The organism is Enterobacter sp. TMH.L2 (assembly GCF_050847315.1).
GTDB lineage: Bacteria > Pseudomonadota > Gammaproteobacteria > Enterobacterales > Enterobacteriaceae > Cedecea.
The window spans coordinates 1,818,828-1,835,359 of sequence record NZ_CP193791.1 but is presented as its reverse complement, the minus strand read 5'-3'; the positions used below and the strand labels follow the sequence as shown (position 1 = coordinate 1,835,359).

Annotated in this window: 13 protein-coding genes; 1 reads left to right on the top strand and 12 read right to left on the bottom strand. The window is 56.1% G+C overall.

Annotated elements, in window-relative coordinates; genetic code table 11:
- Positions 1–15 precede the first annotated feature (15 nt).
- From ACREYP_RS08780 to ACREYP_RS08745, 8 genes are all read right to left on the bottom strand, one after another.
- Positions 16–1,065, bottom strand: a complete 1,050-nt coding sequence (locus ACREYP_RS08780) for a protein-glutamate methylesterase/protein-glutamine glutaminase (RefSeq protein WP_008453899.1) — start codon at positions 1,063–1,065, stop codon at positions 16–18.
- On the bottom strand, positions 1,062–1,928 hold the full coding sequence (gene cheR / locus ACREYP_RS08775) for a protein-glutamate O-methyltransferase CheR (RefSeq protein WP_008453898.1): 867 nt from the start codon (positions 1,926–1,928) through the stop codon (positions 1,062–1,064). The genes ACREYP_RS08780 and cheR overlap by 4 nt, the downstream gene beginning before the upstream one ends.
- Before the next feature lie 19 nt (positions 1,929–1,947).
- On the bottom strand, positions 1,948–3,552 hold the full coding sequence (locus ACREYP_RS08770) for a methyl-accepting chemotaxis protein (protein WP_336818053.1): 1,605 nt from the start codon (positions 3,550–3,552) through the stop codon (positions 1,948–1,950).
- Positions 3,553–3,594: 42 nt separating this feature from the next.
- Positions 3,595–5,262: a methyl-accepting chemotaxis protein gene (tar, locus tag ACREYP_RS08765; protein WP_498881261.1), complete on the bottom strand. Its 1,668-nt coding sequence runs from the start codon at positions 5,260–5,262 to the stop codon at positions 3,595–3,597.
- Between the two features lie 125 nt (positions 5,263–5,387).
- Positions 5,388–6,344 carry a spore coat protein U domain-containing protein gene (locus ACREYP_RS08760; protein ID WP_166991581.1) on the bottom strand — a complete coding sequence of 319 codons (957 nt, stop codon included), beginning with the start codon at positions 6,342–6,344 and terminating at the stop codon, positions 5,388–5,390.
- Positions 6,345–6,379: 35 nt separating this feature from the next.
- Entirely contained in the window at positions 6,380–8,659 is a 2,280-nt protein-coding gene (locus tag ACREYP_RS08755; protein ID WP_034807454.1) for a fimbria/pilus outer membrane usher protein, read from the bottom strand.
- 55 nt (positions 8,660–8,714) lie between these two features.
- Positions 8,715–9,434, bottom strand: a complete 720-nt coding sequence (locus tag ACREYP_RS08750; RefSeq protein ID WP_008453888.1) for a fimbrial biogenesis chaperone — start codon at positions 9,432–9,434, stop codon at positions 8,715–8,717.
- Positions 9,435–9,448: 14 nt separating this feature from the next.
- Positions 9,449–9,979 (bottom strand): Csu type fimbrial protein, encoded by a 531-nt coding sequence (locus ACREYP_RS08745; RefSeq protein ID WP_008453886.1) that lies wholly within the window; start codon positions 9,977–9,979, stop codon positions 9,449–9,451.
- Positions 9,980–10,635: 656 nt separating this feature from the next.
- Here ACREYP_RS08745 and ACREYP_RS08740 point away from each other — a divergent pair.
- Entirely contained in the window at positions 10,636–11,901 is a 1,266-nt protein-coding gene (locus ACREYP_RS08740; protein WP_008453884.1) for a dicarboxylate/amino acid:cation symporter, read from the top strand.
- 211 nt (positions 11,902–12,112) lie between these two features.
- Here ACREYP_RS08740 and cheW read toward each other — a convergent pair whose 3' ends face one another.
- The 4 genes from cheW to motA are packed head-to-tail and all read right to left on the bottom strand — an operon-like array spanning position 12,113 to position 16,481.
- Positions 12,113–12,607 (bottom strand): chemotaxis protein CheW, encoded by a 495-nt coding sequence (gene cheW / locus ACREYP_RS08735; RefSeq protein WP_008453882.1) that lies wholly within the window; start codon positions 12,605–12,607, stop codon positions 12,113–12,115.
- A 28-nt stretch (positions 12,608–12,635) separates the two neighbouring features.
- On the bottom strand, positions 12,636–14,654 hold the full coding sequence (gene cheA, locus ACREYP_RS08730; protein ID WP_034807347.1) for a chemotaxis protein CheA: 2,019 nt from the start codon (positions 14,652–14,654) through the stop codon (positions 12,636–12,638).
- A gap of 10 nt (positions 14,655–14,664) precedes the next feature.
- Positions 14,665–15,594 (bottom strand): flagellar motor protein MotB, encoded by a 930-nt coding sequence (gene motB / locus ACREYP_RS08725; RefSeq protein WP_008453876.1) that lies wholly within the window; start codon positions 15,592–15,594, stop codon positions 14,665–14,667.
- A complete protein-coding gene (motA, locus tag ACREYP_RS08720; protein ID WP_008453872.1) occupies positions 15,591–16,481 on the bottom strand; it encodes a flagellar motor stator protein MotA in 891 nt (296 codons plus the stop codon). Before motA ends, motB begins: the two co-directional genes overlap by 4 nt.
- Positions 16,482–16,532: the final 51 nt, after the last annotated feature.

Sequence of the window (16,532 nt, the reverse complement as noted above, 5' to 3'; positions counted from 1 at the left end):
TCCGGGCTCCTTCAGTTAAATACGTATTGCCTGTCCGGCACTAATTTTCGCCAGCATCTGCTGGCTAACCTGGCTTAAATCGACCACTTCGCTGACGCCACCGGAATTGATGGCCTCACGCGGCATGCCGAACACCACACAACTTGCTTCGTTTTGGGCGATGGTCCACGCCCCTGCCTGGTGCATCGCCAGCATCCCGGCGGCACCGTCATTACCCATCCCGGTGAGGATCACGCCCACGGCGTTACGCCCCGCGTGTTTCGCCACCGAATGGAACAGCACATCCACGGCCGGGCGATGCCGGTTCACGGGTGGGCCGTCATGTAATTTGATTTGATAGTTTGCGCCGCTGCGCGCCAGCTCCATGTGCTTATCACCCGGGGCGATATAGGCATGGCCCGGCAGTACGCGCTCGCCGTCTTCGGCCTCTTTAACGCTGATCTGGCACAGCTTGTTCAGCCGCTCGGCGAACGAACGGGTGAAACCCGGCGGCATATGCTGGGTAATCAACAGCGCCGGGCTGGAAAGCGGCAGCGGCTGCAGCACATGGCGAATCGCTTCGGTGCCGCCGGTTGAAGCCCCAATGGCAATCAACTTTTCCGAGCTAAGCAGCGGCCCGGCCTTCAGCGTCGCAGGCACGGTGGCTGGCGCATGTGCGGCAATCTTAGCCCTGGCGGCGGTTCTCACCTTTTCAGCAATCATTTCGCTGTAGGCCAGCATCCCTTCGCGAATGCCCAACTGCGGCTTGGTCACGAAGTCGATAGCCCCCAGCTCCAGCGCGCGCAGCGTCACTTCCGACCCTTTGCCGGTCAGCGAAGACACCATCACCACCGGCATGGGCCGCAGGCGCATCAGCTTCTCCAGGAAGTCGAGGCCGTCCATTCGCGGCATTTCGACATCCAGCGTTAACACATCCGGATTGAACTTTTTAATCAGATCGCGCGCCACCAGTGGGTCCGGGGCGGTAGCAACCATTTCCATATCGCTATGACTGTTGATAATTTCCGTCATTATCTGCCGCATCAGCGCAGAGTCATCGACCGATAAGACACGTATTTTCGTCATGTTCTTTCCTTACTCAGGCCATAGACCGTCTGACCACGCAGCCAGAAGTCACGGCTGAGGTTACTGAAGTTCTCCGAATGCCCGGCAAACAGCAGCCCGCCGGGTTTCAGCAGCGGAACAAAGCGCTGCAAAATCGCCTGCTGTGTAGGTTTATCAAAATAAATCATCACATTGCGGCAAAAAATGGCGTCAAATGGCCCCGGTACCGGTGCCTGCTTGTCCAGCAGGTTGATCGGCGCAAAATCAATATGATTCGACAGTTCACTGCGCACCCGGACCAGCCCCTCATGCGGCCCCGTGCCGCGCATGAAATAGCGCTGCATCTGTACCGGCGAAAGCGTTTTCAGCTCTTCCTGGCGATAAACGCCGCTCTGGGCTTTCTCCAGCACCTGGGTGTCGATATCGCTGGCAAAAACCTTCCAGCGTCCCGCGCCGCCCCCCAGCACATCCGCCAGGGTAATGGCGATGGAATAGGGCTCTTCGCCGGTCGAAGCCGCCGCGCTCCAGACTTTATAGTCCCCGCTGCGTTTGCGGGCGTGCTCCGCAAGGATAGGGAAATGGTGTCCTTCGCGAAAAAAAGCGGTCAGGTTAGTGGTCAGCGAGTTGATAAACGCCTGCCATTCGGCGCTGCTGGAGTTGGCCTCCAGCATGCCTAAGTAGCGGCCAAAATCATCCAGACCCAGCAGACGCAGGCGGCGAACCAGACGGTTATAAACCATGTCCCGTTTATGGTCGGCCAGCACGATACCCGCGCGCTGATAGATCAACTGGCATATCCGACGAAAATGCGCGTCGGACAGCGGCAGACGCTGTGTCATCTGTAGCATTAATGACTGTTGCCCGGTGGGCGTCGATGATGTCATAGCGCCTTCTTTATTCCCTTCAAGATGTTACCCATTCTCCGGTCGCGGCGAACTCACTGGCTGCGGGCTCAGCGTCGGCACCGCTCAGGTGAAATACCGCCACCACGCCGGAAAGATATTCAGCCTGCCCCGCCAGCGCATCGGTGGCGCTGGCGGCTTCTTCAACCAGCGCGGCGTTTTGCTGCGTGACCTGATCCATCTGGCTGACAGCCTGAGCGACTTGCTCAATCCCACGGCGCTGCTCATCTGACGCCGAGGCAATTTCGCCCATAATGTCGTTCACCTGGGTGACCGAACGGACAATTTCAGCCATCGTTGTCGCCGCCGTATCGACCAGCTTCGATCCCTGCTGCACGCGGTCAACGGACTCTTCAATTAATACTTTGATCTCTTTGGCCGCCTGTGCGCTGCGGCTGGCCAGGTTACGAACTTCCCCGGCAACCACCGCAAAACCACGCCCCTGCTCCCCCGCACGCGCCGCTTCTACCGCCGCGTTCAGCGCGAGGATATTGGTCTGGAACGCAATGCCGTCGATCACGCTGGTAATGTCGCTAATTTTCTGCGAGCTGCCCGCGATGTCGCGCATGGTGTTTGCCACGTTTGCTGCCTGCTGCCCGCCCTGCTTCGCGGTATCAGCCGCGCTGCGGGAAATCTGTGCCGCCTGGCGAGCGTTATCGGCGTTCTGCCCGACTGTAGCCGTGAGCTGCTCCATGCTGGCCGCTGTTTCTGCCAGGGAAGCCGCCTGCTGCTCGGTTCGAGCCGACAGGTCGCTGTTGCCTGCGGCGATCTCACCGATACCGGCGTGCATGGAGCGAGTGCCGCTGCGCACCTGGCTGACCGTCTCTTTTAACGCCGCCTGCATATTTTTCAGGCTGGCGAATATCTCAGAGATCTCATTGCGCCCGAAGACCGAAATTGGCTTCGCCAGGTCCCCGGCGGCAATGCTGTCAAAGTGGCTACGGACAATCGCCAGCGGCTGCACAATCATCTTGCGTGACCAGGCCAGGGAGCCGAGCAACAGCACCACGGCGATGATCGTCACCACGGTGAAAATCACCGCGGAGATATGGTAGTTTTTCTGGCTGTCGCCGCTCGCGGTTTGCACAATCTGATTAATGCTCTGCTGCCAGGCATTGAAGTTCGCATCAAAAACGCCCTGCGACTTCTGTACCGGCGCGGTCATAAAGTCGGAAAGCTGGTTGTTCTCAAGCCACGTTGCCTGGTGCTGGAGATCGTCTCTGAACGCCGTATAGCTCTCTTTCGTCGAGGCCAGCATTGTCTCAGCCTCGCCCTCTTTCGGCGGGATCTCGAGGAACTGGTTAAACAGCATATCCGCCTGCTTCAGGCTGCTGCGGGCATCCGCCATCAGGCGTTTGATATCGTCCGGTGGATAGCTGAGTGCGGTCAGCGTACCCGCCCGGTTTAAGGCATTGCTGGCCTGCAGTAACGCGGCCCGGCTTTGGGTTAACGCATCGCGCTGCTGATTGCTAACCTCGACCCTTTTCAGGTTCTGGAAATCGTCACGAAAAGCCCAAAAAGACAAGCCATTACTGCCAATCTGCAAAACGCCGCAGACAATCAAAATCAGGAAAAGCGTGGTCGAGATCCGGATACGGTTTAACATCAAAGCTTCCCTCTGCCGGCCAGCAGGCCGGTATTCATCTGATCAGAAAGTTTCCCAGTTATCGTCATCCCCGGCCCGGGCCGGAGTACGCGGGGCATGAACCACAGGGCTTTGCGCTACCGGCGCGGCCGCTGCAGGTTTTTTACTACCCGCATTCCCTTGCAAACGGAACGTCGCGACAGACTGAGTCAGGCGGCTGGCCTGCTCCTCCAGCGCGGCGGCCGCGGCAGCAGACTCTTCCACCAGCGAGGCGTTCTGCTGTGTCACTCTGTCCATCTCAGACACGGCCAGGGCGACCTGATCGATACCCCGGCTTTGCTCGTCAGAGGCGGAGGCGATTTCCCCCATAATGTCCGTGACCCGCGTCACCGCGTTCACGATGTCGCTCATGGTTTCCCCTGCGCTTTCCACCAGCACGGATCCCGTGTCCACGCGCGAAACGGAATCTTCAATCAGCAATTTAATTTCTTTTGCCGCCTGGGCGCTGCGGCTGGCCAGGTTACGAACTTCCCCGGCAACCACCGCAAAACCACGCCCCTGCTCCCCCGCACGCGCCGCTTCTACCGCCGCATTCAGCGCCAGGATGTTGGTCTGGAAGGCAATCCCGTCAATCACGCTAATGATGTCGGCAATTTTCCTGGAGGAACCCGCGATGTCATGCATGGTTTTCACCACGCCATCGACAACCTTGCCGCCGCGCTGCGCGGTTTCGGACGCATTCAGCGCCAGCTGAGAGGCCTGACGTGCGTTTTCGGCGTTCTGCTTCACGGTGGCGGTGAGCTGCTCCATGCTGGCGGCGGTTTCTTCAAGGGACGCCGCCTGTTGCTCGGTGCGGGATGAAAGATCGTTATTGCCTGCGGCAATTTCGGTGGTGCCGCTGTAAATGGCATCCGACCCTTCGCGCACGCTGCTGACGGTGGTAATCAGTTCCTGCTGCATGTGCTGCACGCTGGAGGCTAGCTGGGTCAGCTCGTTTTTCCCTTCAACGTTAATTTTTTCCGTCAGGTTACCGGCCGCAATCTCGCGGATATGCCCGATCACCACGTTCAGCGGCTTAAGCAGTATCTGACGCATCCCGACCCAGACCAGCAGAATGACCGCGGCCAGCGCCAGGGCTAAAATGCCAAGCTGCCAGATGGCGAAGGTGTAGCCGTCGCGGCTGTCGACGTACGAGGCTTCGTACATGCGATCGTTCAGCGCCAGGTAGCCGTCGTAGGCTTTTTCCAGCGCATTCTGCATACCCTGGGTCGACTGACCGAAATAGGCATCCATGTTGCCGCTTTCCAGGTAGGCAATCAGCTCCGCCAGCGCCTGATGGTAGGTCTGGTAATCACCGTCGATATCTTTCACCACGGTGTTCATTTCGGCTGAAATGGGCGCAACCTGTTTAAAGTTGTTGTAGTGCTGCTCGGCGCTGGCGAGGGATTTCTTCGCATTGTTCAGCAGATCGGTTTTGGCTGCGCTCTGGCTATTGGCCGGATCCATCATCATGCGCGCGGCAGAGCGGCTAAGGTTAATGCGCGTGTGCAACATCAGGATCCATGCCTGATTTAATTCGGCCTGCTGCACCCGCAGTTCGCGGGAGACTTTGAAGTTATCATTGTTGTTTTTTAACGAATTAAAGAACATTCCACCGGAAATGATTTGCAGCAGCGCGAACACCACCAGCACCATCATCAGCATGGTGACAACGCGAATACGCTTTAACATAGGACGCCCTTTTAACGACTTGTTCCCGAGGTTATCGGCACCGTCAGCGGGAACTTTACGTTAAGTCACAGGGAAATTAACCGGTTGCGCCATGGCAACCGGCTATCTGTCAGCAAGAGGAACGATCAATAGGTTACGGTAATGGTCACCGTGTCGGCATAGTTGTCTGGCGTGTAATTGGTGCTCGGAATAGTGACATAGACCTGGTATTGCTGCGCTCCCCCGTTACCGGTGCTGGACGGCATGTTCAGCGACGTGTTGCCCCACACCGCCCCGGATGTTCCGGTGGCTTGTCTTAGTTGATAAGGCACCTGATCGGTATTACTTCCCGTGCCTGACAGCACCCCGGTGCCGCCCGTGTTGCCGTTCGATGGCGTCAGGCCCACGGTGTAAACCGTGCCGGTGGTGCAGGCAATGCCGATGGTGTTATTCGACGCCACATTGCTTTGCATAGCCGCCACCGGCCCGAAGCTAACGTTATTGGCGTAGCTGACGTTGCACTGCTTGCCGACGGTCGCCACCACGTTGAAGGGAAAGTTTGCGACCACGCTGGTGCCACAGCTGGAGGGGGGGGCCAGCAGGCCGGTATTCATTGTGACGGTAGTCATGCCGCTGGTGTAAGTATCCTGATACCCGCCTTGCGCGGCGGATATTTGCGGCAGCGTCATTTGGGCGTAGACCGTCAGGCTGCCGGTGACGGGCGTCAGGTTAAGTAAATTGAGCGGCACCATCGGGTAGGTCGTTCCCGACTGAAACTGGCTCCCCCACGCCCCCCCGCTTAACGTTCCCTGATAAAGCTCATAGGACAGCGTACTGGCAGGCGGCCCGGCAAAAGACATTTTGTGATTCCCAACGCCGGCCCCGTCAATATTAAAGCAGAGCGTCACCCCGGCCAGCAGATCGCCCAGTTGTTTGGAACAGCTGTAATCGAAGGTCATTGAAGTGTTGGGCGTGCCTGTCGCCAGCGGGTTGATGGTGCCAAAGTTAACGGTTTGCACGTTGCTCACCGAGCATACAACCGCATGGCTAATCCCGGGGGACAGCAAGAGCACCGCCAGCAGCAGTAATTGTTTTAATCTCATGCGGGTCACTCCTGTCTCAAAAGTCCACGCGTACGCTATCGGCACACAACCGGGCCAATAGTCGGCACGCTTTTCTGATTCTCTGGATAGTCGAACGCAGCCACACAAATACCGTTCTCTGTTGTCACCCGGAGCTGATTGTGCAGCTCAAGCGCATCGAAATAGGTCATGCCATCAAACCCGACAATCGAGTCCTGTCCGGTGCCTGACATTAATCTGACCGGGCTGCCTTCGGCGATGGCTTTGCCTTTAGCGTCAACCAGGCTTATCTGGGCGGCGCGAACCGGCTTGATATCAAAATGCACCAGCGTCCCGGAGCGGTCGGCTGGGGTAGCGTTCAGGCTGACGCTGCGGATCCGCATGTTGGCCGGCAGGTTCATCGGATCGATACTGATCAGGTTGTTCTGGTAGCTGTTGAGCGGCGTCACCAGTAGCCGTCCGCTGCTGTCGCTGTTGCCCACCAGGTTATGCTGCAGCTTGACCGGTACATCGGGAATACCGTCCGTAGAAACCACGGCAAACCCGTTGTTGATCTCCCGGGCGGCAAACACGCCGCCGCCCATCATCACCAGCGACCCCGTCGCCCCCGCATAGCCGTAATTATTGTCTGGAATGCTGCGGAAGCCGGTATATACGCGGCCATAGCGCCCCAGGTAACCCACTTCACCCTGCCCGGTTTGCTGTGAACTTTGCTGGCTGGCGGCCACGTTCCAGCCGACCCCGCCCTCGGACGGTGGATTCTGGCTGGCATTGAGCTGGTAACCCATCTTGTCCCCGGTGCGCTGCACCGTCGCTCCGGCCGTCAGGCTATTGCTGGTACTGACGGTCAGCATCAGGTACACGCTGCGGTCGCGGGTATCATCAATATTCTGGTTAAAGCTGGCGCTTAAGGAGATGTTTTCCGTGATGGGTTTAAACCAGCTGGCGTTGGCGTAGCGAATAGCGCTTTGGTCAGGGTAGCGAAACTGCAGGTAACTCAGACTGAGATTCCCCCCCACGCCAAAGTTATACCCCACCACCGCGCTGCCGCTGAAGGCTGGCGGCGGGGCACCATAGCGTGTGGCAACATCGTGATAGTCGCCGGAGGTGGCCGTGGCGCTGGAGCTAAAGCTGAAGCGCCCGCCGGACCAGCGATAGCCGAGCCCATACAAATAGCCATTCTCCCCGGCATCCGAGCTTGCCGCCAGCGCGGTTGAGATCGTCCCGGACTGGCTCCAGGGGATCCAGTCGCTGCTGACGCCCCCGTTGACCAGGCTGTCGCTGGCCTCCATATGGCCCCCTGCGGTCAGGCTGTTGCTGAAGCCCCGCCGCCAGGTGCCGCTGAGCGCGGGTTCGCTGGCGTAGTCGAAGGAGGAATAGCCGTAGTTTTTTCTGACCACGCCCAGCTCAAGGGACCAGTCCGTGAGCCCTTCCCTCAGCAGGAGCTGATCGTTATAAAAAGAGAAGTTCTGCACGCTGGTTCTGCCCAGGGCATCGGTCATCATCACCTGAGCATTCCCTGCGCCGGTGATGTTTGGCAGCGTATTCAACTGGAAACTGCCCGCCGGAACCTCGCCGTTATAGTATTTAACCCCGTTGACATACAGCTCCACGCTGGAGGGCAGCGTGGCCGACCCCAGAAACGCCGGCAGCGGGGTCGTGGGCATATAAGGGTTGAGGCCAAAATCCGTCCCGATTTTCACCCCGGCAATGCGGGTCTGGCGGGACCATGAAAGCGAACTGGTGAGCGTGTCACCGAGTGTAACCGCCAGCATTTTATCGGGAAAAGAGGAGCGCCAGCTGGTGTCCAGGCGGCTAAAAGACTGATTGCTATTCTGTTCCGTGCTGTAGCGGGTAAGCTGGGTCGAGCTCAGGACGCCTGCCGAATTAAACGCCCGGAACTCACTGAATGTGTTGAAATTGCTGTTCTTGCCGCTGTCGCCGTAGAGGTCGTAATTCAGCAACGCCCCAAGGGCATTGTCGGCCTTCGGCGAGGACATATCGGACTGATTGAGCTGGGTGGTTTTCAGATCTAACAGGCTCAGCGGCGCGGTCAACGCCAGGGTTTGTTGCTGCACGTTATAGTCAACTTTGACCTGGGCAATGTCATTCAGGTAATACGGCGGCTGTGCTTTTTCCGGCAGGTGAAATCCCAACTGACGCAGGGCCATCGCGTCGCCGTAGAGTTTTCCCTGCGCGTAGCCAAGATGAACCAGACCCACGGCATTCCCGTTCACCGTCGTGTCCAGATATAAATCCACGCCTACAGGCTGAGCTGTATCATTGCTGGCCGCATTCTGAGGTAAGTCATTATTAGTATTTTGTGCTGCTGTCATGCCTGAGAAAAATAAACCATTAAGCAATACAATATTTACCAAAGAATATGGCCAGTCATAGATTTTGTTCTGTTTTTTGACCATTGATAGTGACTTCAACCTTTCCACTGTGATAAGCATCACTGGCAGACGAAGATATTATCCACCGCATAGTTGAACCGGGAAGAACATAACCTAACAGACCTGGCGTAATCGTTTTTCGCGCGCCATTAGCCTGAATAAATGTCATGGCAGAAAGCTGGGCGTGGCTGTTTCCCTGATTACTCACGTCGACAAATGTTTTGCCATCGGTTTGCACCAATGCCCATTTCAGTTTTGCGGTGTTTTCAGCCTGCCCCACAGGCTGCAAAAACACCGGGACGGAATAGCGCATAACATACTGAATAGTATTTTTCTGCACTTTGGCAGGCGGCAACTCATCAATAAACAAGCGATAGGCCTGTTCCACCTGATTGGTGGCAGGCGTCGTGCGGATCACGCGGACAAGCTGGCGCTCCCCGGCGGGCAGCGTCACGATGGGAGGGCTAATAACCAGCCCCTGAGAGGTTGACAGCCTGTCGGCATTGCCGCTTTGCTGCCAGTTGAAAACCCGTACCTGCGCGTTGAGCGGCGCAGTCCCTTCATTACTTAACCAGATACCGTCCGCATTTTGTGCGGCGCTCAACGTCAGGTTAACCGGCGATATCTGCAGGCCACCGGCTAGCGCATTTTGTCCCACGGCCAGCGCCAGCAACAGGCATGCGCAGGCCGGGCGTCCGCCTAATTTCATTTTCATCCGTTGCCCTGAAATCAGTAGTTAACGTTGACGGTCACAGTATCCGCATAGCTGTCTGGCGTGTAGTTGGCGCTCGCCGCAGTGGCATAAACCGTATACGAGATAGCCAGCCCGGTGCCCAGGCCCGCCACGCCGTTACCCACCGTCGTTGTGGTGGCGGTGTTACCCCAAACTGGCCCGGTGGCCGAGGTTTGGTTCAGCTGATAAGGGACTTTGTCGGTGTTGGTGGCGAAGTTAAGCACGGACGACATGGCTCCCGAACCGGTGGTGGTGCCACCGTTGGCTGCAGAAGGCGCAAGCCCGATAAAATAGGGCGTTGCCTTGGAGCAGTTCACGGTGAATGTATTACTTTGCGAGGTGTTTACTGCGCTGGCGGCAACCGACCCGAGGTTAATATTCGAGGCTGCCCCCGCCGTTACTGTACAGGACTTTGTAATCGTAATGAGGACCTGAAATGTACCGTTTGCCACCGCCGCATTAGCCGATGGAATAACCGCAAACGCAGTACAAGAGAGAATTAAGCGTGCTGCAGTGGCTGAATTCATATCCTTACCCTCATTCAAATGACTCAATCATACTTCGTGAATACACAACGAAGCGGCACGGGATGATTTAACGCTAGTCTATATTCCGCTTTAATAAAGAAGGCGGACGCCATAACTTGTCTTTTATATAATTCGTCATGAAGCCAAATGGCTGCCCATCAGATATTGTGCATGCTGCATAAAAAATCATTTTGCCCACAAATAACCCCAATCGTTCATTTATCAAGCAAGCAAAACGGTTTCTGGCCGCAACCTTTATGGGCCTGTCGGTAAGAAAAAAATCAGTACGTTACGCCATCACTTAGTTGAAATTTAGTTTAGAGAATGGGAAATAACCAGACCACGTCAAAAAATTCATTCAGAAGGACAATTGACACATTATTATCAATAAAAACAATGTTTTAAATGCAAAACACCTTACATCACTGCAAAGCGAAAAGAATATATCCGTCATTTTGTGACAATCATCACAGATAATGATTAAGTGCTGCTTAATTAACAATTAACAGAATTTATAAAAAAGAGTTGTATATCGGCGCAGTTTGATTCAATTTATGCTCCGCGCATTTACGGCCCGGAAACAATAATTATATAAGGGTCAGTAAGTTACAAAAAAACACACATTAACTACAGTCAACTACGGGGTTACTAAGTCAGTGGCAAGTTCAAACAAACTCACGCTATTCATCATTTTGTTCATGATAGCGGGGATCTTCACCGGTGCGGCCATCCACGAATACGCCGCCGCCGACGTCATCAAAGGCTACGCCGATAACATCACGCTGTTTACCGATATCTTCCTGCGCCTGATCAAGATGGTGATTGCGCCGTTAGTCTTCAGCACCCTGACGGTCGGTATCATGAAGCTCGGCGAAACCTCCACCATTGGCCGCGTAGGCGGTAAGGCAATGGTCTGGTTTGTCTCTTCTTCCGTGCTGTCTATTCTGGTCGGCCTGTTTATTGTCACCCTGGAGCATCCGGGTGCGGGCATGAACCTGGAAGTGCCAGCCGAAGCCGTGCAGACCGGCCTGGCCGTCAGCGGAATGACGCTGAAAGCCTTTATTTCCCATACCATCCCAACCAGCATTGCCGGGGCGATGTCGGACAACGAGATCCTGCAGATTGTGGTGTTCTCGATGTTCTTTGGTATTGCCGGCGCGTCTTTGGGCGAGAAATTTAACGCCCCGTTGGTGAGCGCCCTGGACGTTGTCTCCCACATCATGCTGAAAGTGACCGGCTACGTGATGTATGTCGCGCCGCTGGCTATCTTCGCCGCCATCTCTTCGGTGATTGCCACCCAGGGTCTGGGCATTCTGCTCAACTACGCTTCGTTTATCGGCGGCTACTATGTGGCTATCGTGCTCACCTGCATCGTGCTGATTAGCGTGGGTTACATGGTGCTGAAGCGCGATGTGTTCCGCCTGCTGGCGATGCTGAAAGATCCCGTTCTGGTGGCCTTTACCACCAGCAGCTCTGAAGCGGCCTATCCGAAAACGCTGGACCAACTGACCCGCTTTGGCTGTTCCCGCAACATCGCTTCGTTTGTGCTGCCGATCGGTTACTCCTTTAACCTGGTAGGGTCGATGGTCTACTGCTCCTTTGCGTCCATGTTTATTGCCCAGGCTTATAACGTGCACCTCTCCTTCTCTGAGATTGCCGTGCTGATGCTGACGCTGATGCTGGCGTCCAAAGGGATTGCCGGCGTGCCGCGCTCCGCGCTGGTTGTGCTGGCGGCAACAATTCCAAGCTTCAATATTCCGGTAGCGGGCATCCTGCTGTTGATGGGGATTGACCACTTCCTGGATATGGGCCGCTCGGCGATCAACGTGCTGGGCAACGGCGTGGCAACCGCGATGCTGTCCAAGAACGAAGGCATGCTGGAAGAAACCGGCACAGTGCCGGTGGAAGAAGTTAAGGCATAAAAAAAGGGCTACCCTCGGGTAGCCCTTATCGCAAGCCGGCGATGTCTGGCAAACGAAGCAATACCAGATTCCACCAATAAATATGCTGGAAAATCACTGTGTGATTTTCGGCTGATAACCACACAGAGGGAAAAACCACGCTTTTTCCCTCTGTGTAAAAAAATAAGAAGGGCTACCCTAGGGTAGCCCTTCTTATTTTTAGCAAACCGGATTAAGCGACCGCAGAATCCAGCAGCTCCATCTCTTCGCTGTTCAGCAGCTTCTCAATGTTCACCAGAATCAGCATACGTTCACCCAGTGCGCCCAGGCCCGTCAGGTATTCAGTTGACAGAGTGACAGCGAACTCTGGCGCAGGACGAATCTGATCCGCCGTCAGCGACAGCACGTCGGACACACCGTCAACCACAATCCCGACCACGCGTTTTTCCAGGTTCAGCACGATAACCACGGTATTGTCGTTATATTCCACGCCATCCTGTTCGAACTTCAGGCGCAGGTCGATAATCGGCACGATCACGCCGCGCAGGTTGGTGACGCCTTTAATAAAAGCAGGCGTGTTCGCGATGCGCGTCACCTGATCGTAACCGCGGATCTCCTGCACCTTCAGGATATCAATGCCGTACTCTTCAGCGCCGAGGGTGAACACCAGAAACTCCTGGCCTACGTTTTCCCCGGTCAGTTTTGTCACATTCGTTAGTGCAGTCATTTGCGTACCTATTCTTTTAAGCGGTTAATCAGGCGACGGTTAGCGCCAGACGTTGTTCACGGTTTAGCCCCTGCAGCGCAGAAACATCGACGATCAGCGCCACGCTGCCGTCACCCAAAATGGTGGCTGCAGAAATGCCCGGCACCTTGCGGTAGTTGCTTTCCAGGTTTTTCACCACCACCTGATGCTGGCCAATCAGCTGGTCGACCAGCAGTGCGTAGCGGCGTCCGGCACTTTGCAGGATCACAACGATGCCCTGTGTGGCTTCAGTTTTTGCGCCCTGAACGTCAAAGACTTTCCACAGCTCAACCAGCGGCAGATATTCCCCACGCACTTCCAGCACGCGTTCGCCGCCCGCCAGCGGGTGAAGATCTTCTTCCTGCGGCTGCAGGGATTCCATCACCGCGTTCAGCGGCAGGATAAAGACTTCGTCGCTCACTTTAACCGACATGCCATCGAGGATAGCGAGCGTCAGCGGCAGCAGAATGCGAATGGTCGTCCCTGCTCCGGCTTTCGACTGGATTTCGACGTGGCCGCCCATCTCCTGGATGTTACGTTTCACCACGTCCATGCCCACGCCACGGCCAGACACGTCGGTGACTTGCTCGGCGGTGGAGAAGCCCGGCGCGAAGATCAGCATCCCGACTTCGTCGTCGGTCATGCTTTCACTGACCGGCATCCCCTGGGAAATCGCCTTCGCCAGAATACGCTCGCGGTTGAGCCCTGCCCCGTCGTCGGTCACTTCGATACAGATATTGCCGCCCTGATGTTCCGCAGACAGGATCAGGTTCCCGACTTCGGACTTCCCTGCCGCCCGGCGTTTTTCCGGCGACTCGATACCGTGGTCAAGGCTGTTGCGTACCAGGTGCGTTAGCGGGTCGATAATGCGTTCAATGAGGCTCTTATCCAGCTCGGTGGAGCTGCCCATCAGCGTCAGTTCCACCTGCTTGTTAAGCTTCCCGGCCAGATCGCGGACCAGACGCGGGAAGCGGCTGAAGACGTATTCCATCGGCATCATGCGGATAGACATCACCGATTCCTGGAGGTCGCGCGCGTTACGCTGCAGCTGCCCCATGCTGGTGATCAAATCCCCGTGGTTGACCGGGTCGAGTTCGTTAGAACGCTGGGCCAGCATGGACTGGGTGATCACCAGTTCGCCAACCAGGTTAATCAGTTGGTCAACTTTCTCTACCGCCACGCGGATACTGGTCGATTCAGATGCGCGAGCGGCAGGTTTATCACGCTCAACGCGCCCTGTCGCAGGGGTCAGCGGCTCAGGCAGGCCTGCTTTTTGCACGGCGACAGCCGTTTGAGCAGGTGCCTCAGGCACCGCCACCGAAGTGGTTTCTGCCACCGCTGGCGCGCTGGCTGCGGTAACCGGCACAAAGCTGATTTGCTCAGGCTCAATCACGAAGCAAAGTACGGCCGTAATATCGTCTTCGCTGACGCTGGTTTCCAGCGTGGCCGTTACGGAAGCAGCGTCTTTGACCACCTCGCTCAGGGTGCCCAGGTTCCCCAGCTCTTCGAGCATCAGGTCACGTTCAGCTTCTTTCAGGCCGTCAATCACCACGCGCAGCCTGCCGCCGTTGTCGGCAGGCGCGGACGCAGGCTGTTCGGTTTCTACCACGGAGAGTTTGGCCGGCGCCGATGGTGCCTCGCCTTTGGCTTCCAGGGCCAGCTGACGCAGCGCTTTGCAGATGTAGTCGAAGCTTGCGGCATCCGGCTCTTCAGAATTTTTATAGGCGTCCAGCTGTTCCTGCATAATATCCTTGGTTTCCAAAAACAGGTTGATGATATCGGTGTTGAGCTGCATCTCACCGCGCCGCGCTTCGTCGAGCAGGTTCTCCATCAGGTGGGTCGTTTCCTGCAGGATGGAGAAGCCAAACGTACCGGCCCCGCCCTTAATGGAGTGGGCCGCACGGAAAATAGCGTTCAACTGTTCAGAATCCGGCGCCTCAGGCACCAAATCCAGGAGATGCTGCTCCATATCGGCCAACAGCTCGTCGGCTTCGTCAAAAAATGTCTGGTAAAAATCGCTAATATCCATGCTCACGCTATCACCTCGTGCCTGGTTGTGGCGCAACTGTGTTATTCGCCGGAGCCGCCGTAGGATCCTGCTGCAGAACGCTGAGAGGCTGGTTCTCGCTCTCGGAGTTCTCATGCATGATGGCGTCTTCGGTCTGTTTATTAAGCACCAGCAAACTGATGCGACGGTTAATGGCGTCCCCGCCTCCACGTTTCGAGAGGCTCATCTGCGAGGACATCCCGATGACGCGCAGCACTTTGCCGTCGTCGAGGCCACCGGCGACCAGCTCACGGCGGGAAGCATTCGCGCGGTCGGCGGAAAGCTCCCAGTTGCTGTAGCCGCGCTCGCCGTTGGCATAAGGCAGGTCATCGGTATGGCCGGACAGACTGATCTTGTTAGGAATACCGTTCAGCACCGGGGCGATTTTGCGCAGGATGTCGCGCATGTAAGGCTCCACTTCCGCACTGCCGTTTTTAAACATCGGGCGGTTCTGGCTGTCGATAATCTGAATACGCAACCCTTCCTGAACCAGGTCGATTTGCAGGTGTGGGCGTAGCGCACGCAGCTTCGGGTCTGACTCAATCAGCTGGTCCAGATCCCCTTTGATGCGCTTCAGGCGGTTGGCTTCCATGCGCTTGCGCAGCTCTTCAATGTTGGGCTGTTTTTTCACTTCGCCCTGCTGCTGGGTGACGTCATCGCCCCCGCCCGGAATAGGACTTTCGCTGTCGGCGATACGCTGGCCCCCGGTAATGGCCTGCGCCAACGGGGTGCGGAAGTAGTCAGCAATTTGCGCCAGCTCTTTCGGGCTGGAGATGGAAATCAGCCACATGACCAGGAAGAAAGCCATCATCGCGGTCATGAAGTCCGCGTAGGCAATTTTCCAGGAGCCGTGGGCCGCCCCGCCGTGTCCCTTGTGCTTGCGGCGCTTTACGACAACGATGGGATGGGCCTGATTCTTCATACTTCTTCTTCCGTCGCGCGCTGCGCGTTCGGGGAACGTACCGCTCTGACGTGCTCTTCCAGTTCAATGAACGATGGGCGCTCGCTGGAGTAAAGCGTTTTACGGCCAAATTCCACCGCGATTGGCGGGGCATAACCGTTGAGGCTGGAGAGTAAAGTGACCTTCACGCACTGCATCATTTTGGTGGTTTCAGCACTTTTTTGGCGCAGCACGCTCGCTAATGGGGAAATAAAACCATAGGCCAGTAAAATACCGAGGAAAGTACCCACCATAGCGTGCGCAATTAATGCGCCTAATTCCGCAGCGGGACGGTCGGCGGATGCCAGAGCGTGCACAACCCCCATTACCGCAGCAACGATACCGAAGGCTGGTAATGAATCCCCCATTAACGCAAGGCTGTTGGCCGGTATTTCCGCTTCGCTTTCATGGGTCTCGATTTCTTCATCCATCAGCGCTTCAATTTCGAATGTATTCATATTTCCGCTGATGATTAAACGCAAATAATCGACAATAAAATCAAGCATCATGGTGTCCGCTAAAATACGCGGATAGCTGGCAAAGATTTCGCTTTCTTTAGGGTTTTCGATGTCTCTTTCGAGTGAAAACATACCCTGCTGACGCGACTTAGCCATCAGACGATAAAGCAATGCCATCAAATCCATATACATGCTTTTGGTATATTTTGAGCGTCGGAAGAGCAGCGGCAGCGCTTTTAAGGTGCCCTTAATCGCCTTGCCGTTATTCCCTACAATGAACGCCCCAATACCCGCCCCACCAATGATCACAAATTCAGCAGGTTGATAAAGTGCGCCAAGGTGGCCGCCGGTCAACATGTAACCGCCGAACACTGTCCCTAAAACAACCAGGTAACCTATTAAAATCAGCACGAGATCATCCTTACGCCGTTGAGTGTAGCGAGGATGCCCAGGAGGCAGGTG